Here is a 21,145-nt window from a genome sequence, read left to right as displayed (position 1 = left end):
GGGGTCAGCCGGTGGGGCCGGCGTGGCGGAGGATCGCGTCCACGGTCTCCTCCGGGGTCTGGCGGGAGGTGTCCAGCCACAGGCCGATCCGCGGGGTGCCCGCGCGCAGGGCGCGGTCGAGGTCGGCGGGGGTCCATGCGCCGTAGGCCCGTTTGGCCCGGCCGGCCTCGCGGGCGGCGATCGCCTCCGGGGAGGGGACGAGGACCACGACGTGCAGCGGCCGGGTGCGCAACAGGGCTATCGTGCGCGGCAGTTCGTCGCCGAGGATGACGTCCTGCAGGACGGGGGTGAACCCGGACGCCGCGTACGCGTCCGCGCTCGCCGCCGCCAGGGAGTGCCGCAGCCGCAGTTGCCGCAGCGCCTCCTCGGTCAGGCCCGCGACGTCCCCCGAGCCGTCGCCGGGCAGCGCCTCGGCCCGCCCGCCGACGATCATCCGCCGGAACGCGTCGCCCCGGACGTGCGCCGAGCGGGGCAGCCGCTCGGCCAGCGCCTGCGCCACGGTCGACTTCCCCGCTGCGGGGATCCCGGTGATCAGGAACATCGCTCGCACCTCACCGCTCTGCTCTTTCCGTCACCCCGCCGGGCGCCGCGCGGCGCCCAGGGCGACTCTATGTTCGAGACACGTCAAGCGGAACGTTTCGGCGGACCGAAAACCAGGTGACCGGCGGAGATGGGGGGTGGTGCACTGGGGATCATGACCACCGCGCCGGGCGCCCCGCCGCCCCAGCCGTACCGCTGGGCCCTGACGCGCGCCCGCGGCGGTGCGCCGCCGGACCGGCTCGGCACCCTGACCGAGGGCGCCGAGCGCCCCCGCCTGTGGTACCTCCCCGAACTGGCCGCGTGCACGGGGAAGGTGCTCGCCCGCACGGGCGGCGCCGACCTGTGCTTCGTCGGCCGCTCCCTGGACAGCATGTACGACCTGCTGACCGGCGCCTTCGAAGGCTCGTCCCGGGAAGGGCGCTTGCTGCGCCTGCCACTGTCGTTGCGCTCGCGCCCGGTTCCGGCGCCCGCCCACACGGCCCGCCTGCGCGAGCACCTCGCCTGCGCCGGGCTCGCGCCGCACGCCCTGGCCCGCCGCACCCGCCCGGTGGCACTGGTCGACCTGGTCTCCGAGGGCGGCACCTACGACACGCTCTTCGCCGCACTCGCCGACTGGGTGCGCGAGAGCCGCGAGCCGTGGCCGGTGATCCGCCGCAAGCTGCGCTTCGTCGGGGTGACGGCCCGCCGGCGGACCAGCCCCCACACCTGGCGCTGGCAGCAGCACACGGCGGGCGGCTGGGCCCGGGTCCTGCCGCCCGGGCACGTCGTCGGGGTGTCCCTGGACCCCTGGGTGTGGTCGTACCTCGGGAACGACCAGGCCAAGCTGCAGCCCTCCTTCCCGCCGCCGCGCTGGTTCGACGCGTACGCCGCGGAACCCTGGCACGGACCGGACCTCCCGGTGGCGCTGGCCGAATCGCTGGCCCTGGTCCAGGCGGGGCGCGGGCGCCCGGTGCGCGAGGAACTGGTGCGGGTGATCGCGGGGGAACCCGGTTATGCGGACCGCGAGGTCCGCGCCCTCGTCGCCCCACTGCGCGGCCTGAAGCCGCCCCGCTCCCGTTCTCGTGCCGGTTCCCGCGCCCGGCCCGCCCGGCGCCGCGCCCAGGCCGCGCCTAACGGTCCTTGCCGCGTGCCTCCATGACCGGGCGGAGCCGCTCCAGCAGTGCGTAGAGGGCCGCCTGCTCCGTCGCGTCCAGGGTGTCCAGCGCCCCGTGGGTGGCCTGCATCTCGTCGCGGACGCGGCGGATGGTCTCGCGCCCGAGATCGGTGGCCACGACGTTCTTGACCCGGCGGTCGCTGGCGCTCACCTCGCGGCGGACGAAGCCGTGCGCCTCGAGACGGTCGACGATGCCGGTCACGTTGGACGCGTCGCACACCAGCCGCTCGGCCAGGCCGCGCATGGGCACCGGGCCGCCCAGCTGGGCGAGCACCTTGGCCTGCATGGAGGTCAGCCCGTGCCGGGCGGCCGCGGCGGCGAAGTCCTGCCACTGGGCGGTGCCGATGGCGGCGAGCAGCTCCAGCAGCTCGATTTTGGTGGGCTGCGCGGTCGTCGCGGCGGTCGGGGCGCTCATGTCTGCGAGTGTACTCAAAAGCTTGAAATGGTAAATCATTAGCTTGACGTCTTCAAGCGTCGGCCCACGGGTGGCCCGCCCCCACCGGGACGGGCGCGCCCTCAGCGGGGCGTGAGGACGACCAGCAGCGCGCCCGCGACGGCCAGGACCAGGACGCCCAGCACGGCCCGGGCCGCCGTCCCCGGCGTCATCGCGGCGGGCCGCGCGGAGTCCAGGGCTGCGATCCGCCGCTGGGCGGTGACGGTGAACGCCAGCCACGCCAGCGCGCACAGCGAGAGCCCCAGCAGCCCGGCCGGCGGCACCCCGTGCAGCACCGCCTCGCGTCCGGCCAGCAGCGCCGCCACCGCGAAGGCCAGCGTGGTGCGCCGCCAGGCCAGCCGGGTCCGCTCGGGCTGCAGGCCCGGGTCCCGCGGAGTGTCCCCGCCGGGGGCGGTCATCAGCCCGCCCACCCCAGCGTCACCGTGAGCAGCATCGCCACGGCCACCAGGGCCACCAGCACCGCCAGCAGGGCGGGGAAGCGCGAGACGGGCAGGTCCTCCCCGCGCCGCATCGCCCGCTCGCAGCGCACCCAGTGGTTCACCGCGCGGACCGCGCACATCCCGCCGCCGACCACCAGCACCACCGCGAGCGTCACCCGGACCGGCCGGCGCAGGTCCCGCAGGAACTGGTCGACCGCGAAGCCGCCGCCCACCAGCGCGAGCGCGGTGCGCAGCCAGGCGAGGAAGGTCCGCTCGTTGGCGAGCGAGAAGCGGTAGTCCGGCGTCGTCCCCTCGGTCCGTACCCGTGCCGGGGCGAACCAGAGGGCGACTGCCCCGGCCGCGGCCCGCACATGCTTGATCACGGCCCCACAGTACCGAGCGCCATCGCGGTGGGCGCGCCCTGGGACGGGCCCCAGACCGCCGTAGTGTATCAACTGATCCAGAAATGGTAGGCTCGCGCCATGGCGCGCACCAGGGAGTTCGACATCGACCAGGCCGTCGACCGTGCCATGGACCTGTTCTGGCGCCGCGGCTACGCTGCGACGTCGCTCCAGGACCTGCTGGCCGAGCTCTCCATCGGCAGCGGCAGCCTCTACGCCGCCTTCGGCTCCAAGGACAAGCTCTACGCCCGTGCCCTGGAGCGCTACTGCTCCCGGTACGCCGGCGGGCTCGTCGAACTGCTCGAGAACGCGGACGAGATCCGCCCCGCCGTCCGCACCGCGCTGGAGCAGATGGTCGAGGCCGATCTGGAGGACCCCGAACGGGGCTGTCTGCTGGTCAACGCCGCCACCGAGCGCGGCGACGACCCCGGCACCGTCGACCGCGTCACCGTCACCATGCGCCTGCTGGAGTCCGCCCTCGCGGCGGCGCTGGAGAAGGCGAAGGCCAGGGGGGAGCTGTCCGCCGACAAGGACCCGGTGGAACTGGCCCGCTTCCTCACCACCTTCGTCCAGGGCCTGCGCGTCGTGGGACGGGCCCGCCTCGGCCGGGCCTTCGTCGAGGACGCCGTCGGGACCGCCCTGCGCTCCCTGGACTGAACGCGCCGGACCCGCCCGGAACCGGGGCGGCACCCGGCGGTGTCCCCCTCACCATGGGACCGATCGTCACCGGCGTCCGCAGGCTCGTGCTCTTCGGCTGGACGGAGGCACGCTGCTGCGCCTTCGCCGTCGCGCTCATGGCGGGCGTGGCCGGCTCGCGGCTGCTGCCGCCGCTGCCCGTCGCCCGCTACGACCTGCTGCTCTGCTACGGGGTGGCGCTCAGCGCGCTGTTCTGGGCCTGCGGCTGGGAGCGCGGCCGTGACGTCGCCGTCATCGCGGTGTGCCACGCCGTCGGGCTGCTCTTCGAACTCGTCAAGGTGCACCTGGGCTCCTGGAGCTACCCCGAACCCGCGCTCACCAAGTTCGGCGGCGTCCCGCTGTACGGGGGCTTCCTCTACGCCGCCGTCGGCAGCTACGTGTGCGCGGCCTGGCGGCTGTTCGAGCTGGGCCTGACCGGCTACCGCCGCCGCGCCATGACGATCCTGGCCGCGGCGGTGTACCTCAACTTCTTCACCCACCACTGGCTGCCCGACGCGCGGTGGCTGCTGGCCGTCCTGCTGCTCTGGACGACGGCGGGCACCTGGGTGCACTTCACGGTCGACGGGGTGCGCCTGCGGATGCCGCTCGCGCTCTCCTTCGTCCTCATCGGCTTCTTCCTCTGGGTCGCGGAGAACGCCGCCACCTACGTGGGCGCCTGGCGCTACCCCGACCAGGAGCACGGCTGGGTGCCGGTCTCCCTCGCCAAGTTCGGCGCCTGGGCGCTGCTGATCAGCGTCACCTTCGTCGTCGCCAGTCGCGCAGCCGGTGCCAGGCCTCCAGACCGTCGGGCACCCATTCCCGCTCCGGCAGGAGGCGTTCCAGTTCCTCCTCCGTCACGAAGTCGTGCCAGGCGACCTCCTCGGCCTGCGGCACGACCGGCGGATCGCAGCGCACCTCGTACACCCGGGACCACCAGGTGTGACCCGCCGCCGCCCCCGTCCCCTCGTACAGGAAGCTGAACAGCGGCGTCGGACGCGGCAGACCGCACACCCCCAGCTCCTCCTCCGCCTCGCGAAGCGCCGCGTCGTCGTACTCCTCGCCCGCGCCCACCACACCGCCGACGAACATGTCGTGGAGGGAGGGGAAGACCAGCTTCTGCGCGGTGCGGCGGTGCACGAACACACGTCCCTCGCCGTCCCTGGCCAGGACGAAGACGCAGCGGTGCCGCAGGCCGCGCGCGGTGGCCTCGCCGCGCGTCGCCCGGCCGACCACCCGGTCCTGCTCGTCCACGATGTCCAGCAGCTCGTCCGCCGAGCGCGGAGCGTCCTCCATGGTGCCTCCCGTCCGTCGCGGTGCCCGTGGGCCGGGTACGCGCCCCCATGATCGGCCCCGGGGCGGGTTCCGGCCAAGCTCCCCTGCCCGGGCCCCGGCGCCTTCGTACGCGCGCAGAATCGGGGTCATGACGACCGCTCACACGAAGGTGCCGGGCCCGGCGGGGGTGCCGCTGCTCGGGTCGATGTTCGACCTGCTGCGCGAGCCCCTCGACACCTACGAGCGCGCACGGCGCGACCACGGCGACCTCGTCCGCTTCAGCGCCGGCCCACCGGGGCTGCGCGCCGAGGTGCACGCGGTGTTCTCACCCGAGGGCGCCCAGCAGGTGCTGGCGACCGAAGCGGCCGGCTTCCGCAAGGACAGCCCGTTCTACGAGGAGGTCCGGCAGTCCTTCGGCAACGGGCTCCTCACCAGCCAGGACACCGACTACCAGCGGCAGCGCAGGCTCCTGCAGCCGCTGTTCACCCCGCGCCGCGTCGACGGCTACGCGAGCGCCGTCACCGCCGAGGCCGCCGCCCTCGTCGCCGACTGGCACGACGCGCCCGACGGCACCGTCGACGTCCTGGAGGAGATGCACGGCCTCACCCTCCGCACGATCGCCCGCGTCCTGTTCGGCGGCGCGATCGAGCCGGCCGTCGACACCGTCCGCCGCCGCATGCCGGTCGTCAACGACTACGTCCGGCGGCGCGGCTTCGCCCCGGTGCGGACGCCCCGCCACTGGCCGACCCCCGGCAACCGGAGGGCGGCGGCCGCCACCGCCGAGCTGTACACGGTCTGCGACGCGATCATCGAGCGCCGCCGCACGGAGGGAGGCGACGGCCGGGACCTGCTCTCCCTGCTCGCCTCGGCCCGGGACGAGGACGGACGTCCCCTCGACCCCGCCGAGATCCGCGACCAAGTGCTGATCTTCCTCCTCGCCGGCCACGAGACGACCGCCACCTCGCTCGCCTTCGCCCTGCACCTGCTCGCCCGTCACCCCGAGGATCAGGCCCGGGCCCGGGAGGAGATCGACCGCGTCCTCGGTGGACGCGTCCCGGCGGCCGCGGACCTCGACGCCCTGCCCTACCTCACGGCGGTCCTCAAGGAGGCGATGCGCCTGTACCCGGCCGCGCCCGTCATCGGCCGCCGCTCGGTCGCCGCCACCCGCGTCGGCGGTCACCTCGTGCCGGCCGGCGCGGACGTCATCGTCGTCCCCTGGGTGATCCACCGCCACCCCGGCCACTGGCCGGAGCCCGGGCGCTTCGACCCCGGCCGCTTCACCCCGCAGGCGGAGGCCGCCCGCCACCGCTACGCCTGGCTCCCCTTCGGCGGCGGCCCCCGCGCCTGCATCGGCAGGCACTTCTCCCTGCTGGAGGCCGTGCTCGCCCTCGCCGTGCTGCTGCGCGGCCACGAACTCACCGCCGTCGACCAGGACGTCCCCCTCGGCGCCGGCATCACCCTCCAGGCCCGCGGACCGGCCCGCTGCCGCCTCACGCCCCGCGCGGGCGTGTGACCGGCGGGCCGGACCGCGCCCGGACCCCGGGGCCGGTCCGCCGGAACCCTTCATCCGCGCACGCCGGGGCCGGTAGCGTGCCGCTCGCGGGCGCCGCCGCTCCGTTCGCGCCGCGACGAGGCGTGTGCGAGCGTGGCCGGAGGCGTATCCGCACACGCCGCGGGTAGGGAAACGGGCCCCGAACGGTCCTACGGGAGGCGAGTGATGAAGCGACCCAGGATCCTGGTCGTCGGCGGCGGCTTCGCGGGCATGGAGTGCGTGCACCGGCTGGAGCGGCGGCTGACCCAGGACGAGGCCGAGATCACCCTGGTCACGCCCTGGAGCCACCAGCTCTACCTGCCCCTGCTCCCGCACGTCGCCGCCGGTGTGCTCACCCCCCAGGCGGTCGCCGTCCCGCTGCGCCGCATGGTGCACCGCAGCGAGGTCATACCCGGGCGGGCGATCGGGGTGGACCCGGCCGCCAAGGCCGTCGTGATCAAGAAGATCACCGACGAGGAGCTCGTCAGGGAGTACGACTACCTCGTGCTGGCCCCAGGAAGCGTGACCCGCACCTTCGACATCCCCGGCCTCACCGAGTACGGCCGCGGCATGAAGACCCTGGCCGAGGCGGCGTACATCCGCGATCACGTCATCGCCCAGCTGGACCTGGCGTCCGCCACCACGGACCAGGCCGAGCGCGAGTCGCGGCTGCAGTTCGTCGTCGTCGGCGGCGGCTACGCGGGCACCGAGACGGCCGCGGTCCTGCAGCGGCTGACCACGGCGGCGGCCAAGCGCTACCCGCGCCTCGATCCGGCCCTCATCAAGTGGCACCTGATCGACATCGCGCCCCGCCTGATGCCCGAACTCGGCGAGAAGCTCGGCCTGAAGGCGCTGCAGATCGTCAGCGAGCGCGGGGTCGAGGTCTCGCTCGGCGTGTCCGTCGCCGAGGTCACCCCCGACACCGTGACCTTCACCGACGGGCGCAAGCTGCCCTGCCGCACCCTCATCTGGACCGCCGGCGTCGTCTCCAGCCCCCTGGTGACCACGCTGGGCACCGAGACCGTCAAGGGCCGGCTCGTCACCGACCCCGAGATGTGCATCCCCGGCGCCGACGGGGTCTTCGCCCTCGGTGACTCGGCCGCCGTCCCCGACCTGGACGTGGGCGGTGGCGCGGTCTGCCCGCCCACCGCCCAGCACGCCATGCGGCAGGGCAAGGCCGTCGCCGAGAACGTCGTCGCGGCACTGCGCGGCCGCCCCCTTCAGCCCTACCGGCACAAGGACCTCGGGCTCGTCGTCGACCTCGGCGGGGTCGAGGCGGTCTCCAAGCCGCTCGGCATCCCGCTCAGCGGCCTCCCCGCCCAGGTCGTCGCCCGCGGCTACCACCTCGGTGCGCTGCGCACCTTCCCCGCGCGCTTCCGTGCCGCCGCGGGCTGGTTCCTCAACGCCGTCGCCGGGGACGACTTCGTCCGCACCGGCTTCCAGGCCCGCAGGCCGGCCGCGCTGAAGGACTTCGAGGTCACCGACATCTACCTCTCGCCGGAGGAGATCCGCCGCCACGTCGAGTCGCTGCGCGCGACGGCCGCCTGACCGCCCCACACGTGCACCGCCCACATCTGAACGCCCACATCTGAACACCGACACCGCTGACGGCGAGGGACATGACCCAGCGACGTGAGACCCTGCGCATCGCCAACTGCTCCGGCTTCTACGGCGACCGCCTGTCGGCCGCCCGCGAGATGGTCGAGGGCGGCCCGATCGACGTACTGACCGGCGACTACCTCGCCGAGCTGACGATGCTGCTGCTCTGGAAGGCCCGGCAGCGCGACCCCGAGGCCGGCTACGCCCTGTCCTTCCTCGCCCAGATGGGCGACGTCCTCGCCACCTGCCTGGACCGCGGCATCAAGATCGTCGTCAACGCGGGCGGGCTCAACCCCGCAGGTCTCGCCGCAAAGCTCCGCGAACTGGCCGCCCTGGCGGGGCTGAACCCCTCCGTCGCCCACCTGGAGGGCGACGACCTGCTCGACCGGCTGCCCGGACTCCAGCGCGAGGGCCACCCGTTCGCCCACCTGGCCACCGGACTCCCGCTCGCCGACGCGGACGTGCGTCCGCTCACCGCCAACGCCTACCTCGGTGCCTGGGGCATCACCGAGGCGCTGCGCGCCGGGGCCGACGTCGTCATCTGCGGCCGCGTCACCGACGCCTCCCTGGTGGTCGGTCCCGCCGCCTGGGCCTTCGACTGGGCCACCGACGATTGGGACCGGCTCGCCGGCGCGGTCACCGCCGGGCACATCATCGAGTGCGGGGCCCAGGCCACCGGCGGCAACTACTCCTTCTTCACCGAGGTCGAACGGCCCGTGCGCCCCGGTTTCCCCATCGCCGAACTGCGGCCCGACGGCTCCAGCGTCATCACCAAGCACGCGGGCACCGGGGGAGCGGTCACCGTCGACACGGTCACCGCCCAGCTGCTGTACGAGATCGACCGCCCCGCCTACCTCAACCCCGACGTCGTCACCCGCTTCGACACCGTGACCCTGGAACCGGAGGGTCCCGACCGGGTCCTGGTCTCCGGCGCCCGCGGTGAACCCGCCCCCGACACCCTCAAGGTGTGCCTCAACCACCACGGCGGCTACCGCAACACGGCCACCTTCGTGCTCACCGGCCCCGACATCGAGGACAAGGTCCGGTTCGCCGAGGCGTCCCTGCTCGACGCGACCGGCGGCCCGTCCGGCTTCGAGACGTACGACGTCCGCACCGAGCCCACCGCCACCGGCGCCCGGCTCACCCTCACCGTCAAGGACCCCGACAAGGACAAGGTCGGCCGCTCCCTGTTCGGCGCCGTCGTCGGCACGGGCCTGTCCACCGCGCCCGGGCTGCACATGGAGCACTTCTCGCCCAGGCCCACCGAGTACGGCGTCCACTGGCCGGCCCTCGTCCCCGCCGCCCTCGTCCACCCCGAGGTCGTGCTGCAGGACGGCACCCGCGTCCCCGTGCCGCGCCCGCCCGTCACGTCGGTACGCGTCCCCGCGCAGCCGCCGGCCCCGCCCGCCGGGCCGGCCGAGGGCCCCACCGTGCGCGCCCCGCTGGGCCTGCTCGTCGGCGCCCGCTCAGGCGACAAGGGCGGCGACGCCAACGTCGGCCTGTGGGCCCGCGACGACGCCGCCTACGGCTGGCTGCGCGACTGGCTGGACGTCGAACGGCTGCGCGCCCTGCTCCCGGAGACCGCCAAACTCGCCGTCAGCCGCTACGAGCTGCCCAACCTGCGCGCCCTGAACTTCGTCGTCCACGGCCTGCTCGGCGACGGCGTCGCAGCCTCCACCCGCCCCGACCCGCAGGCCAAGGGGCTCGGCGAGTACCTGCGCGGGCTGGAGGCCGACATCCCCGCGGTCCTCGTACCCGGGCAGCGCCGCGAGGCATGATCGCGCCATGAGCAACCTCGACCTCCATCCCGCGCCCGCCACGTGCGGCGGGCGTGCGGACGTGTCCGCGAAACCCGTCCACGACCTGCTCACCGGACGCCTCGTGCCGCTCGGCGAGAGCAGCGTCGTACGCCGTCTGCTGCCCAACCTCGGCCGCCGCATGGTCGGCGCCTGGTGCTTCGTCGACCACTACGGTCCCGACGACATCGCCGACCAGCCCGGCATGCAGGTGCCCCCGCACCCGCACATCGGGCTGCAGACCGTCAGCTGGCTCCACGAGGGCGAGGTGCTGCACCGCGACACCCTCGGCAGCCTGCAGACCGTGCGGCCGAGGGAACTGGGCCTGATGACCTCGGGCCGCGGCATCGCGCACTCGGAGGAGTCCCCGCGCGAGCACGCCCGCCTCCTGCACGGCGCCCAGTTGTGGGTCGCCCTCCCGGACACGGCCCGGCACCGCGAGCCCGCCTTCGAGCACCACGCCGACCTGCCCGTGCTGCACGGCGGCCGGGGGCTCACCGCCACCGTGATCCTCGGCGAGGTGGACGGCGCGGCCTCGCCCGGCACCGTGCACACGCCCCTCGTCGGCGCCGACCTCGCCCTCGCCGCGGGCACCGACGTGACGCTGCCGCTGGAGCGGGACTTCGAGTACGCGGTGCTGTCGATGTCCGGCCGGGCCGACGTCGACGGCGTGCCCGTCGAGGCCGGTTCGATGCTCTACCTGGGCTGCGGCCGCACCGGACTGCCGCTGCGCGCGGACGTCGACGCGGGCCTGATGCTGCTCGGCGGCGAGCCGTTCGAGGAGAAGCTCGTCATGTGGTGGAACTTCGTCGCCCGCGACGGCGAGGAGATCGCCCACGCCCGCGAGGAGTGGAACACCGGCGGCGCCTTCGGCACCGTGCACGGCTACGACGGCGACCTCCTCCTGGCCCCGGAGCTCCCCGCGACCCCCCTCAAGCCCCGCGGCCGCGAACGCTGAAGCGCCGCGCGGCGAGCCGGTTCCGTGGCCGAGCTCCTGGGCGGCGTCCGGTTCGTGGAGGCTCTGACCGGCCGCGCCGCTCCCGTGCCGCCCTCGCGGCCCGCGCGGCGGTGGCCGCCGCGACCGCCTTGGAGGACCCGGCGACGCGTCAGCGCCGTGCCGACCGCGTGCCCTGCGTCCCCTGGCGTCTCCCTGGCCGGTTGCATGAGCCGCGTCGAGGCGTGCGGTCGCGTGAACTCGCCCGCCGGGGCAGGCCTCTTGGCCGGCGTTCGGATTCCCGAGGTCCGCGCGCGGGGGGCGGCGGACGCCCGCTGGGCGTTGACCGGCCCTCTCGCCCACCGCATCGGCGTCCTGGGGCGTCCGGCACGCCGATGCCCCGCTCGCTGCGGCGGGCGCACTCCGGTTACTGCCCGGCCGCGAGGGGCCCGCGGTCCTCTGCGGCGCCGCCGCGGCCCGCGCGGAGGTGCTGCGCCGCGCGGTCGCCCTGGGCGGTTCCAAGGGTCCCCCCGAGGCGTGCGCGAACTCGGCCATCGGGCCGGCCTCCTGGGCGCGCCCGGTTCGCGGGGGTGTCGCCCGGCTGACAGGGACCCGCGCCGACCTTGCGGACTGCGCGGCTGTGGCGGCCTCGACCCTCTTGGAGGGCCGGCGCTCCCGCGCGGGTTGCGGGCGTGTCGTGTTGCTCTGCCGCGGAGACCTGAGGCCCCTGGTGTCTCCCTTGCGATCGGTGCGGCCGTGGTGCTGCGCCGCACGGCCCGCCCGGCGGGCTCCGTGGGTCCCGCCGAGGCGTGCGTGCCACGCGAACCTCGCCGGCCGCGCGGCCTCCCGGGACGGCTCCCCACCGCGGCGCGGGGCAGGGGTGCTTCCCGGCATTCCCCGGCCACGAGGCCCGAGACGCCGGGCGGCGGTTCGCCGCGTGGCGGGTCCGGCCGACTCGGAGGACCCTGTGGACGCGTACACGCCGCGCGAACTCGCCCACCGCCCGGCCTTCCCAGGTGCCGTCCGGGGGTTTTCGGCCATGAGGTGCCCGAGGACTCGGTTCCCGCGTCGGCTCCCACGCCGACATCGCGAATCGCCCGGCAGTGGTCCACGGGGTGTCCCGCCCGGCCGGGTCCGAGGCTCCCCGACGCGGAGGCGCCGTCCGGGTCGTCACGGCCGCGAGGCGTCGGGGGGTCCCGCGCCGCCGGCAAGCGCCCGCGCCGTCAGACGCGGAAGACCGCCCCGACGAACTCCGTCAGCAGCCGTTCCTTGAGCGGTACGGGCAGTACGTCGAGCAGCGCGAGTACCGGGGCCATCCGGCGTGGCAGCCCGGTGCCGCCGCCCATGCCGGCGAAGGCCAGTACCGCCTCCACCTCCTCCGGCCCCAGGGTGACCGGGTCGAGTTCCGCCGCGAACTGCGCGACCGCCGGGTCCACCGTCACCGGGTCCAGGGCACGGGCCGCCTTCGACGCCGCGTCCAGGTCGGTGAGGAGCACGTCCACCAGACCGGCCGCCGCGGGGGTCAGGGTCAGGTGCAGATTGGGCGGCAGCCCGTCGAAGGACAGCTGCGGCTGCAGGTACCAGCCGCGTTCGCGCATCTCGTCGGCGAGGTGGAGCAGCAGGCTCAGGTCCGGCGTGCCGTCGGCGCCGAGCAGCGTGAACGCGACGAGCCCGGCCTGGGGATCGCCCAGCACCCGCACGCCCTCGACGGCGCGCAGCCCCGGCAGCAGCCGGTCGGCGGCCGCGGCGGTGCGCTCGGCCAGCGCGCGGTAGCCGTCCTCGCCGATGTGCCGCTGCACGGCCCACGCCTGGGCCAGCAGCCCGGCCGACTTGGTGCCCTGCACGGTGGGGTTGACCACGGGGTAGCCCGGCCAGCCCGCGTGCGCGAAGTACTGGTGGCGGCGCAGTTCGGCGTCCCGGTAGAGCACCACGGAGGCGCCCTTGTCGGCGTAGCCGTACTTGTGCAGGTCCACCGAGAGCGAGGTCACCCCGGGCACCGACAGGTCGAAGGGCGGCACGTCCCGCCCGGCGCGCCGAAGGTAGGGCAGCAGCCAGCCGCCGATGCACGCGTCGACGTGGCAGAGCACACCGCGGTCGGCCGCCGCGGCGGCGATCTCCGCGACCGGGTCGACCACCCCGTGGGCGTAGGAGGGCGCCGAGGCCACCACCAGCGCCGTGCGGTCGGTGATCGCGGCCGCCACCGCCGCCGCGTCGGCCCGTAGCGTGGCCCGGTCCACCGGCACCACCACGGTCTCCAGGCCCAGGTAGGCGGCGGCCTTGTGGAAGGCGGCGTGCGCGGTGGAGGGCAGGACCAGCTGCGGCGCGGTCACCGCGCGCACCGTGCGGGCGTGGTCCCGGGCGGTCTTCACGGCCAGCAGGATCGACTCGGTGCCGCCGCTGGTGAAGGTGCCCTGGGCGCCGGGCGTGCCCAGCAGCGCCACGGCGGCCGCGATCAGGTCGTTCTCCAGCCGGGCGACGCTGGGGAAGACCGTCATGTCCAGCCCGTTGACGGTGGCGAACGCCGCGTACGCCGAGGCGGCCAGCTCGTCCACGCCGGACAGCCCGGAGTCGTAGACGTACGCGAAGGTGCGGCCGCCGCGGGTGGGGGCGTCGTCCGCGCGCAGCTCACGCAACTGCGCCAGCACCTCGGCGGCGGGGCTGCCCTGGGGGAGGGCGGGGGAGGGAACGGGCTCAGTGGGCATGGTCGTCGGTGTCCTCGGGCGGGTCGGTGCGGGCGGGGGTGTGCGGGGCCGGGCCGGAGTCCACGGGGTCCTCCCGGTAGCGGTGGAGCAGCCACAGGCTCGCGGCGGCGAGCACCGCGGGCAGCACGCTCATGCCGGCGGTGATGCCGGTCAGGGCCGAGTCCGGCTGGTCGACGTGGTGCGCGGCGTCCGAGGAACGGAACCCGCTCACCGCCAGCACCAGCGCGAAGGCCCCGGCGCCCAGCGCGAACGCCAGCGTCTCGGCGGCCGTCCACAGCCCGGTGAAGGTGGCCGCCCTGCGCCGCCCGGTGCGGGCCGCGTCGGCGGCCAGGGTGTCGGCGAGCATCGTCAGCGGCAGCAACTGCAGCCCCGCGTAGGCGATCCCGACGGCGGCGACCGCCGGGTAGCCGAGCGCCGGCCCCGCGTACGGGGTCAGGCCCAGCAGGGCGGCACCGGCCACGAAGAGCAGCGAGGCGCACCACTGCGCGTACGTCACGCCGCGCGCCCGGGCCAGCCGGTTCCACAGCGGCATCACCAGCACCAGCGGGCCGATCATGCAGACGAACAGCGGCGTGACGGCCCCCGCCGAGCCGAGGGTGTACGTGGCGAAGTACTGGACCCCGGCCAGCATGATCCCCACGGCGAGCGCCTGCAGCGTCCACATGCCCACCAGGAACAGGAACGGCCGGTTGTCGCGGGCCGCCGCCAACTGCGCCCGCATCGAAGCCTCCGACTCGCTGCGGGCGACCGACGGCGCGTGCCGGGTGAAGCGCCAGGCGCCGAGCATCCCCACCAGCAGAAGGACCGCCACGACCGCCCCCATCAGCCGGTAGCTCGCGGGCGTGTCGCCGTATCCGTGGGCGACCGCCGGCGCCAGCGCGCCCGACAGCAGGATCGCCACCCCGAGGAACGCCACGCGCCAGCCCAGCACCCGGGCGCGCTCGCCGGGGTCCTCCGTCATCTCCGCGGGCATGGTCACGTACGGCACCTGGAAGACGGCGTAGGCGGTGGCGGCCAGCAGGAAGAGCACCGCCACGTAGCCCGCGGCGGCGGCACCGCGCAGCGGCGGCGCCGCGAAGACCAGCGCGAACAGCGGCGGCAGCGTGAGCGCCCCGGCCAGCAGGAACGGCCGCCGGGAGCCGTCCTGCAGCCGGCTGCGGTCGGCGGCCGCGCCCACCAGGGGGTTGACCAGCACGTCCCACGCCTTGGGGAGGAAGACGGCCGCGCCCGCCACGGCCGCCGGGACGGCCAGCACATTGGTGAGGTAGTAGAGCAGGATCAGGCCCGGCACCGTGCCGAAGGTGCCGGTGCCCAGCGATCCCAGGCCGTAGCCGATCCGCACCTGCCGGGGCAGCGGCGGGGCGGACGCTCGGCCGGCGTCCTCGGCGGGTGCGGAGGGCAGCGTCTCCGACATGGCTCCCCTGCGGGTCCGGGTCGACTCGGGGCGGCGTACACGACGGCGTGGCGTACGCGACGGCGCGGCGTGCCGTGGCCGGACGCCGCGCCGTCAGGCGTAGGAGATCACGCCGACCCGGGACTCGGACAGACCCCTGAACAGGTCAGTTCACGAAGAGGGCCGGTCCCGCCACCACCCGGCCCGCGACCTCGCCGAAGCCGATCCGGGTGCCGTCCGGCCCCGGGGCGGTCGCCGAGATGACGAGCTCGTCGCCGTCCTCCAGGAACGTCCGCTTCGTGCCGTCCGTCAGCACCAGCGGCTCCTCGCCGTTCCACGTCAGCTCGATCAGCGCGCCCCGCTGCTCGCGCCGCGGGCCGCTGATGGTCCCCGAGGCGAAGAGGTCGCCCGCCCGCAACGAGGCTCCGTTCACGGTCATGTGGGTGAGCATCTGGGCGTACGTCCAGTACATGGTGGAGAACGGCGGACGGGAGACGACCTCGCCCCGCAGCCGGACCTCCACGGCGATGTCGAGCCCGCGCGGCGGCGTCCCCGCGCCCCGGTCGTCCAGGTACGGCAGCGTCCCCACGTCGTGCGGCGGCGGGGCGACGCGCGCCGCCGACAGCGCGTCGAGGGGGACGACCCACGGGGAGACGGAGGTCGCGAACGACTTCCCGAGGAACGGGCCGAGCGGCACGGTCTCCCAGGCCTGGATGTCGCGGGCGGACCAGTCGTTGAGCAGGCAGACCCCGAAGACGTGCTCCTCGGCCGCCGCCAGCGGCACCGGCTCGCCCTGCGCGGTCGGGCCGCCGACGACGAAGCCGAGCTCGGCCTCGAAGTCCAGCCGTTCGCACGGCCCGAAGGACGGGGCGGACAGGGCGGCGCCCCTGCGCTGCCCGTTCGGCCGGACCACCGGCGTCCCCGACACGACGATCGTGCCGCTGCGGCCGTGGTAACCGATCGGCAGGTGCTTCCAGTTGGGGGGCAGCGGCTCCCCGTCCGGGCGGAAGATCCGGCCGACGTTCGTGGCGTGGTGCTCCGAGGCGTAGAAGTCGACGTAGTCCGCGACGTCGAACGCGAGGTGGAGCGTGACGGAGTCGCGCGGCAGCAGGTGCGGCTCGACGGCCGCCCGGTGGGCCTCGTCGGTCAGCCAGGCGGTGACCAGCGACCGCACCGCCGTCCAGGCCGGACGCCCGGCCGCCAGCAACGGGTTGAGCGTCGGCGCCGTCAGCAGCCCGGCCTCCGGCCCGGCCGTTCCCGCTCCGGCGGCACGCGCGGCGGCGCCCGCGTCGAGCACGTGGTCTCCGATGGCGACGCCGATCCGGCGTTCCTGCGGACGGTCCGCGGTGGTGAACACCCCGTACGGCAGATTGTGGACGCCGAAGGGGGAGTCGTCCGGCACGGCGACCCAGGTGGGGGCGGCCATGGCACCTCCAGATACGTCGGGGCCGCGCTTCCTCGCGCGGTCGGCTCACCCTAACGTCCAGCGTGGCCTTCGCCGCTGTGCGGCCCCGCGTCGGTAGTCTCGCCGGACATCACCCGTTCCGCCCCATTCGCGAACGAGGAGGACGAGCATCAGCCCTCCCGGGAACCAGCCCCAGGAAGCCGACCAGCTGCGCGAACTGCTGCGCCGGCCGGAGTACCGCAGGACGCTCGTGTTCTCCGCGGTGATCGGCATCCCGGTGTCCTTCCTCGCCTTCTGGTTCCTCGTCGCCCTCCACGAACTCGAGCGGCTGCTGTGGGAGGTGCTGCCCGGGCACCTCGGCCTTCAGACGCCCCCGTGGTGGTGGCCGCTGCCGCTGCTCACCGTGGCCGGTGTGATCGTGGGCCTGGTCGTCACCCGCATGCCGGGCCGCGGCGGCCACGTCCCGGCCGGCGGCCTGCACACCGGCGGGATGGCCACCTCCGCCCTGCCCGGCGTGGTCCTCGCCGCCCTGGCGGCCCTGCCGCTGGGCGCGGTGCTCGGGCCCGAGGCCCCGCTCATCGCCTTCGGCGGCGCACTGGCGCTGCTCTTCCGCGACCTGGTCCGCGCGCCGGCGACCCCGCAGACCAACGCGCTGCTCGGCGCGGCCGGTTCCGCGGCGGCGATCGCCACCATCTTCGGCAACCCGGTGGTGGCCGCGGTGCTCCTGATGGAGGTGGCCGGGGTCGGCGGGCCCCAGCTGTTCGCCGTGATGCTGCCGGCCCTGCTCGCCAGCGGCGTGGGCGACATCGTGTTCACCGGCTTCGGCCGCTGGACGGGACTGAAGACCACCCACCTCGACATCGGCCTGCCCCGCCCGCCCACGCTCGACGCGGGCGACGTGGCGTGGGGCGTGCTGCTCGCCCTGGCGGTCGGAGTGGCCGTGCACCTGAGCCTCACCGGCGGCAAGGCCGCCGCGGTGTTCGTCTCCCGTCGGCCGCTGCCGCACACCGTGCTCTGCGCACTCGCCGCCGGCGTGTGCGCCGCCGTGTACGCGCTGGCAACGGGCCGCACACCGGAGGAGGTCGCCTCCTCCGGGCAGGAGGCGCTGGCGCAGATGGCCGCCGACCCGCACGCCTGGCCGGCCGGCGCCCTGGTCGCGGTGCTGCTGTGCAAGGGCGTCGGCTACGCGCTGTGCCTGGGCAGCCTGCGCGGCGGCCCGATCTTCCCCTCGCTCTTCCTCGGCGGCGCCGCCGGGCTGCTGGCCGCCCCGCTGCCGGGCTTCGGGGTCGTCCCGGCGATGGCGGCGGGCATGGCGGCCGCGGGTGCCGCCGCGATGCGCCTGCCGGTGAGCAGCGTGGTGCTCGTGGTGCTCCTGCTGGGCAACACCGCATCGGTGCCTGTCGTGGTGCTGGCGGTGTTCGTCGCCTTCGTGGCCGCCGAACTGCTGCCGCAGGGCCCGGACATCCCGCCCCTGCCGCCGCTCGGCGGCGGGCGGCCGCCCGCGTCCGGCACAGCGCCACGGCCCGCGTCGTCGCGCCCCTGAGGAGCGCCGGGTACGCGAACCCCCGGCGGGCGTCGCCATGGTGCCGGCTCAGGTGGCCTCCGCCTGGACGCGTCCGGTGCGGACGGCGTCCACCAGTGCCCGGTGGTCCCGTTCGTTCTGGTCCGCGTACGCCTCGGCGAAGTCGGCGACGGCCCGGTCGAAGACGTCGGAACCCCCCAGGTACGCGGCGATCGCGATCCGGTCCCCGGACCGCGCGTGCGCCCGGGCCAGCGTGGCGCCGCACACCTCCCCGAACAGTGTCATCGTCCTGGGCACCAGGTCCTCGGCCACCACGATGCCCTTCCAGTCGCGCAACTGCCGTACGTAGAAGTCGCGCTGCCGTCCGTCGATGCCGTGGAGGCGTTCCCAGCCGAGGAAGATGTCGCTGGTCGCCTGCATCAGGCGCTGCCCGGCGACCACCCGCTCGCCCTGCGTACGGTGCGGGCCGGCCCCCGCGTACGGGGCCAGGACCGACTCCTCGGCCTCCTTCGCCTGCAGGAACAGCGGATCCTCGTCGTCCTTGCCCAGCAGGAGCAGGATCCAGCAGCGGGTCCCCACACTGCCCACCCCGACGACCTTGCGCGCGCAGTCGGCGAGCCGGTACTGCTCCAGCAGGAAGCGGCGGTCGGGCTGCAGGGAGTGGCCGTACCGTTCGACCAGCCGGGAGATCTCCTTCTCCAGGGCGGCGCGGGCGTCGCCGTCGAGCAGGTCGCGCAGCGGCATCAGCAGCGGGGGATCGGGGGCGATCAGGCGCCTGCCGTCGATCACCCGGGTCAGCTTGTCGAAGACCTGCAGCGTGTCGCGCGCCCGGGCCCGGGCCCGGGCACGCTCCCAGCGCACCACGTCCTCGCCGCCCATCATCGGGGCGAACTGCTGCTGCAACCGGTCCGCCTCGAAACGGGTGTACCAGACCTGCAGGTTGCCCATCCCGGCGAAGCCGCGCATCCGCCGCCGGTAGGCTCCCACCGCCGCCCGCACCACCCCCGTGCGCTCGGCTGCCGAGAAGCCGTTGGCACGGCCCGCGATGACCAGACTGGCGGCCAGGCGCTTGACGTCCCACTCCCAGGGACCCGGCAGGGTCTCGTCGAAGTCGTTGATGTCGAACATCAGCCGCCGCTCCGGCGAGGCCAGCAGCCGGAAGTTGAGCAGGTGCGCGTCGCCGCACAACTGTGCCCGCAGGCCCGAGCGGGGCGTGTGCGCGAGGTCCCCGGCCATGACCGCGGCCGCCCCGCGGTAGAAGCGGAACGGCGACTCGGCCATGCGGCCGTAGCGGATCGGCACGAGCTCCGGCACACGTCGCGCCGACTGCCTCTCCACGACGTCCACCGGATCGGCCCGGTCCGCCGCGGGCGCGTACTGCGCGTGGGCGGAGCGCGGGGTCCTCTTGCGGGCCGCCTTGCCGCGCGCGGCCCGCTCCCCGGGCGGACTCCACCGGGCGTCCACGGTCATCGCGGTCACCGTCCTCCGGGCCGCACGGACCTCGCCGGGAATGCGTGGGTGCGCCGGCCCCCTCAAACGTAAGCCCGGCCCATGGGCCCGGCGAGCCGGACCCGGGGCCGCGCAGTTGTGCCCGTGGGCGGCTCCGGTGACCATGACCCCATGGACGCGGCCGGCCACCTTCCGGGGCCCCCGACCCCCGGCGGGGGCGGCGATGGTCCTTGACCTCGTCCTGATCGGGCTGGCCGTCACCCTGTTCCCGTTCCCGCTGATGGCGTTCGTGCTGGTGCTGAGCACCCGCGGCGGGGCGTGGAAGGGACTGGCCTTCATCATCGCCTGGCTGGCCTGCCTGGTCGCGGTCGTCGCGGCGGTGCTGCTGCTGACCCAGGGCAAGCCCCCGGAGCCGAAGTCCTCGCCCTCGACGGCCGCCCTCGCCGGCAAACTCGCCGTCGGCGTCGGGCTGGTGGGCTACGCCGAGCACCGCAGGCGCCGCGCGGCGCGCCCCCACCGGCCGTCCCGGATGACGAGCCGCCTGGAGCGGGTCTCCGCCTGGTCGTCCGCGGGCCTCGCGGTGCTGCTCCAGCCGTGGGGACTGGTGGCGGCGGGCGCCGCGACCGTCGTCGAGGCCGACCTGTCCCACCTCGAGTCCTACCTGGCGCTCATGGCGTACTGCCTGATCGCCAGTTCCACCCTGCTGACGATGGAGGTCTACACCCTCGTCGCCCCGGACTCCGCCCGCGTCCGGCTGCGCGTCCTGCGCACCTGGCTCGACGGCCACCAGGACCAGGCGATCATCGGGCTGTGCCTGGTCATCGGGCTGGTCCTGGTCGCCAAGAGCCTCTACCAGCTCACCGCCTGACCCCGTCCCCGCTGCGCCGCGCCGAGTTGCCGCCCCCGCCGGTCGCGGGCGTAATGCAGGGGTGGACATGATCCATGTCCGTGCGGTGAGCCCGCCGGACCTCACGGACCGGGCGCTGACCGCGCTCGGTGCCGATCCCTGCGTGCTCAACCTCGTCCTGCTGCGCGGCGGCGCCCGCCACCCGGACGGCGACGCCATCGAGTGCGACGTGCTGACCGGCGCCGCCAACACCGTCCTGCGCGGGCTGCGCGAACTCGGGATCGACCGCCGCGGATCGCTCGTCCTCGAACCCGTCGACGTCGTCCTCTCCGACACCGCCGAGCGGGCCGGAGCCTCCTCCCCCGGCGCAGGGCTGCGCACCCCGGTGTGGGACCAGGTCGAGGCCCGCATCCGCGCCGAGGGCCGCTACCCGCCCAGCTTCCACCTGCTGCTGGTCATCGCCGGGATCATCGGCGCGGTCGGCATCATCAGCAACTCGCAGATCCTCATCGTGGCCGCCATGGTCGTCGGACCCGAGTACGGGGCCATCACCAGCGTCGCCCTCGGCATCGACCGCCACGACCGCGCCCGGGTCCGCGAGGGACTCCGGGCCCTGCTCGTGGGCTTCGCGCTGGCCATCGCCGCCACGCTGCTCTTCGCCCTGCTCGTACGGGCCTTCGACCTGCAGCCGGAGGCCTTCCGGCTGGGGGTGCGGCCGGTCGCCCACCTGATCAACACCCCCAACTTCTTCTCCCTCGTGGTGGCCGTGCTCGCCGGGATCGTCGGCATCGTCTCCCTCACCGAGGCCCGCACCAGCGCCCTGCTCGGCGTCTTCATCTCGGTGACGACCATCCCGGCCGGCGCCGACCTGGGCGTCTCGCTCGCCTTCGCCTCCTGGGACGAGGCGCGGGGCTCCCTGTTCCAGCTGCTGCTCAACGTCGTCGTGCTGATCCTCGTCGGCACCGGGACCCTCAGGTGCCAGCGCGCCGTCTGGCGCCGCGTCAGCGCCGGGGCGGCGGCCCGGGCCGAGGTGCGATGACCCCCTCCCGGTGG

The 21,145-nt window shown here is 74.9% G+C and carries 18 protein-coding genes and 1 pseudogene; 10 read left to right on the top strand and 9 right to left on the bottom strand.

Translation table 11 applies throughout. The annotated features are described in order from the left end of the window. Positions 1-4 precede the first annotated feature (4 nt). Positions 5-541: an AAA family ATPase gene (locus AC1VWI_RS12180; protein ID WP_499510995.1), complete on the bottom strand. Its 537-nt coding sequence runs from the start codon at positions 539-541 to the stop codon at positions 5-7. Between the two features lie 153 nt (positions 542-694). Here AC1VWI_RS12180 and AC1VWI_RS12175 point away from each other — a divergent pair, with 153 nt between their 5' ends. Continuing rightward, the gene (locus AC1VWI_RS12175; protein WP_499510994.1) at positions 695-1,678 is read left to right on the top strand and encodes a hypothetical protein; all 984 of its coding nucleotides are present in this window, start codon (positions 695-697) and stop codon (positions 1,676-1,678) included. On the opposite strand, the gene AC1VWI_RS12170 is transcribed toward AC1VWI_RS12175, so the two are convergent. The 3 genes from AC1VWI_RS12170 to AC1VWI_RS12160 all read right to left on the bottom strand — a co-directional run bounded on the left by AC1VWI_RS12170 (position 1,650) and on the right by AC1VWI_RS12160 (position 2,949). Beyond that, positions 1,650-2,108 carry a MarR family winged helix-turn-helix transcriptional regulator gene (locus tag AC1VWI_RS12170; RefSeq protein WP_499510993.1) on the bottom strand — a complete coding sequence of 153 codons (459 nt, stop codon included), beginning with the start codon at positions 2,106-2,108 and terminating at the stop codon, positions 1,650-1,652. The two genes, AC1VWI_RS12175 and AC1VWI_RS12170, sit on opposite strands and share 29 nt — an antisense overlap. Positions 2,109-2,209: 101 nt before the next feature. Then, positions 2,210-2,545 carry a DUF202 domain-containing protein gene (locus AC1VWI_RS12165; RefSeq protein WP_499510992.1) on the bottom strand — a complete coding sequence of 112 codons (336 nt, stop codon included), beginning with the start codon at positions 2,543-2,545 and terminating at the stop codon, positions 2,210-2,212. Then, positions 2,545-2,949 carry a YidH family protein gene (locus AC1VWI_RS12160; RefSeq protein WP_499510991.1) on the bottom strand — a complete coding sequence of 135 codons (405 nt, stop codon included), beginning with the start codon at positions 2,947-2,949 and terminating at the stop codon, positions 2,545-2,547. Before AC1VWI_RS12160 ends, AC1VWI_RS12165 begins: the two co-directional genes overlap by 1 nt. A gap of 99 nt (positions 2,950-3,048) precedes the next feature. On the opposite strand from AC1VWI_RS12160, the gene AC1VWI_RS12155 reads away from it, so the two are divergent. Together AC1VWI_RS12155 and AC1VWI_RS12150 are read left to right on the top strand one after the other, a co-directional pair. Next, on the top strand, positions 3,049-3,624 hold the full coding sequence (locus tag AC1VWI_RS12155; protein WP_499510990.1) for a TetR/AcrR family transcriptional regulator: 576 nt from the start codon (positions 3,049-3,051) through the stop codon (positions 3,622-3,624). Between the two features lie 53 nt (positions 3,625-3,677). Then, a pseudogene (locus AC1VWI_RS12150) lies at positions 3,678-4,445 on the top strand (DUF817 domain-containing protein); the annotation flags it as partial. Here the strand turns inward: AC1VWI_RS12150 and AC1VWI_RS12145 are convergent. Continuing rightward, positions 4,399-4,935, bottom strand: a complete 537-nt coding sequence (locus AC1VWI_RS12145; RefSeq protein WP_499510989.1) for an NUDIX hydrolase — start codon at positions 4,933-4,935, stop codon at positions 4,399-4,401. The pseudogene AC1VWI_RS12150 and the gene AC1VWI_RS12145 overlap by 47 nt on opposite strands. A gap of 127 nt (positions 4,936-5,062) precedes the next feature. Here AC1VWI_RS12145 and AC1VWI_RS12140 point away from each other — a divergent pair, with 127 nt between their 5' ends. The 4 genes from AC1VWI_RS12140 to AC1VWI_RS12125 all read left to right on the top strand — a co-directional run bounded on the left by AC1VWI_RS12140 (position 5,063) and on the right by AC1VWI_RS12125 (position 10,798). Beyond that, on the top strand, positions 5,063-6,427 hold the full coding sequence (locus tag AC1VWI_RS12140; protein WP_499510988.1) for a cytochrome P450: 1,365 nt from the start codon (positions 5,063-5,065) through the stop codon (positions 6,425-6,427). Positions 6,428-6,631: 204 nt separating this feature from the next. Then, a complete protein-coding gene (locus AC1VWI_RS12135) occupies positions 6,632-7,993 on the top strand; it encodes an NAD(P)/FAD-dependent oxidoreductase (protein WP_499510987.1) in 1,362 nt (453 codons plus the stop codon). A gap of 71 nt (positions 7,994-8,064) precedes the next feature. Then, entirely contained in the window at positions 8,065-9,822 is a 1,758-nt protein-coding gene (locus AC1VWI_RS12130) for an acyclic terpene utilization AtuA family protein (RefSeq protein ID WP_499510986.1), read from the top strand. Positions 9,823-9,829: 7 nt separating this feature from the next. Further along, positions 9,830-10,798: a pirin family protein gene (locus AC1VWI_RS12125; RefSeq protein WP_499510985.1), complete on the top strand. Its 969-nt coding sequence runs from the start codon at positions 9,830-9,832 to the stop codon at positions 10,796-10,798. Positions 10,799-11,997: 1,199 nt separating this feature from the next. Here the strand turns inward: AC1VWI_RS12125 and AC1VWI_RS12120 are convergent. The 3 genes from AC1VWI_RS12120 to fahA all read right to left on the bottom strand — a co-directional run bounded on the left by AC1VWI_RS12120 (position 11,998) and on the right by fahA (position 16,295). After that, positions 11,998-13,476 carry a pyridoxal phosphate-dependent decarboxylase family protein gene (locus tag AC1VWI_RS12120; protein ID WP_499510984.1) on the bottom strand — a complete coding sequence of 493 codons (1,479 nt, stop codon included), beginning with the start codon at positions 13,474-13,476 and terminating at the stop codon, positions 11,998-12,000. After that, positions 13,466-14,890 carry an MFS transporter gene (locus AC1VWI_RS12115; RefSeq protein WP_499510983.1) on the bottom strand — a complete coding sequence of 475 codons (1,425 nt, stop codon included), beginning with the start codon at positions 14,888-14,890 and terminating at the stop codon, positions 13,466-13,468. The genes AC1VWI_RS12120 and AC1VWI_RS12115 overlap by 11 nt, the downstream gene beginning before the upstream one ends. Before the next feature lie 145 nt (positions 14,891-15,035). Continuing rightward, complete coding sequence (gene fahA, locus AC1VWI_RS12110; RefSeq protein WP_499510982.1) at positions 15,036-16,295, bottom strand: fumarylacetoacetase; 1,260 nt, start codon at positions 16,293-16,295, stop codon at positions 15,036-15,038. A 196-nt stretch (positions 16,296-16,491) separates the two neighbouring features. Here fahA and AC1VWI_RS12105 point away from each other — a divergent pair, with 196 nt between their 5' ends. Continuing rightward, entirely contained in the window at positions 16,492-17,817 is a 1,326-nt protein-coding gene (locus AC1VWI_RS12105; RefSeq protein WP_499516782.1) for a chloride channel protein, read from the top strand. 48 nt (positions 17,818-17,865) lie between these two features. Here AC1VWI_RS12105 and AC1VWI_RS12100 read toward each other — a convergent pair whose 3' ends face one another. Next, positions 17,866-19,266 (bottom strand): DUF2252 domain-containing protein, encoded by a 1,401-nt coding sequence (locus AC1VWI_RS12100; protein ID WP_499510981.1) that lies wholly within the window; start codon positions 19,264-19,266, stop codon positions 17,866-17,868. Positions 19,267-19,468: 202 nt separating this feature from the next. Between AC1VWI_RS12100 and AC1VWI_RS12095 the strand changes: the two genes are divergently transcribed. Both AC1VWI_RS12095 and AC1VWI_RS12090 read left to right on the top strand, forming a co-directional pair. Beyond that, a complete protein-coding gene (locus AC1VWI_RS12095; protein WP_499510980.1) occupies positions 19,469-20,113 on the top strand; it encodes a GAP family protein in 645 nt (214 codons plus the stop codon). 61 nt (positions 20,114-20,174) lie between these two features. After that, on the top strand, positions 20,175-21,131 hold the full coding sequence (locus AC1VWI_RS12090; protein ID WP_499510979.1) for a DUF389 domain-containing protein: 957 nt from the start codon (positions 20,175-20,177) through the stop codon (positions 21,129-21,131). The last annotated feature ends 14 nt before the right edge of the window (positions 21,132-21,145 follow it).

The sequence above is a fragment of the Streptomyces sp. TOM-9 genome (genome assembly GCF_056858595.1).
Note: the sequence above shows the minus strand (reverse complement) of the source record. Positions and strands in the feature narration are given on the sequence as shown.

Excerpts from the sequence above, each read along its gene's own strand:
- AC1VWI_RS12180 (WP_499510995.1), bottom strand. The coding sequence starts at position 541 with ATGTTCCTGATCACCGGGATCCCCGCAGCGGGGAAGTCGACCGTGGCG.
- AC1VWI_RS12175 (WP_499510994.1), top strand. The coding sequence starts at position 695 with ATGACCACCGCGCCGGGCGCCCCGCCGCCCCAGCCGTACCGCTGGGCC.
- AC1VWI_RS12170 (WP_499510993.1), bottom strand. The coding sequence starts at position 2,108 with ATGAGCGCCCCGACCGCCGCGACGACCGCGCAGCCCACCAAAATCGAG.
- AC1VWI_RS12165 (WP_499510992.1), bottom strand. The coding sequence starts at position 2,545 with ATGACCGCCCCCGGCGGGGACACTCCGCGGGACCCGGGCCTGCAGCCC.
- AC1VWI_RS12155 (WP_499510990.1), top strand. The coding sequence starts at position 3,049 with ATGGCGCGCACCAGGGAGTTCGACATCGACCAGGCCGTCGACCGTGCC.
- AC1VWI_RS12145 (WP_499510989.1), bottom strand. The coding sequence starts at position 4,935 with ATGGAGGACGCTCCGCGCTCGGCGGACGAGCTGCTGGACATCGTGGAC.
- AC1VWI_RS12140 (WP_499510988.1), top strand. The coding sequence starts at position 5,063 with ATGACGACCGCTCACACGAAGGTGCCGGGCCCGGCGGGGGTGCCGCTG.
- AC1VWI_RS12135 (WP_499510987.1), top strand. The coding sequence starts at position 6,632 with ATGAAGCGACCCAGGATCCTGGTCGTCGGCGGCGGCTTCGCGGGCATG.
- AC1VWI_RS12130 (WP_499510986.1), top strand. The coding sequence starts at position 8,065 with ATGACCCAGCGACGTGAGACCCTGCGCATCGCCAACTGCTCCGGCTTC.
- AC1VWI_RS12125 (WP_499510985.1), top strand. The coding sequence starts at position 9,830 with ATGAGCAACCTCGACCTCCATCCCGCGCCCGCCACGTGCGGCGGGCGT.
- AC1VWI_RS12120 (WP_499510984.1), bottom strand. The coding sequence starts at position 13,476 with ATGCCCACTGAGCCCGTTCCCTCCCCCGCCCTCCCCCAGGGCAGCCCC.
- AC1VWI_RS12115 (WP_499510983.1), bottom strand. The coding sequence starts at position 14,890 with ATGTCGGAGACGCTGCCCTCCGCACCCGCCGAGGACGCCGGCCGAGCG.
- fahA (WP_499510982.1), bottom strand. The coding sequence starts at position 16,295 with ATGGCCGCCCCCACCTGGGTCGCCGTGCCGGACGACTCCCCCTTCGGC.
- AC1VWI_RS12100 (WP_499510981.1), bottom strand. The coding sequence starts at position 19,266 with ATGACCGTGGACGCCCGGTGGAGTCCGCCCGGGGAGCGGGCCGCGCGC.
- AC1VWI_RS12095 (WP_499510980.1), top strand. The coding sequence starts at position 19,469 with ATGGTCCTTGACCTCGTCCTGATCGGGCTGGCCGTCACCCTGTTCCCG.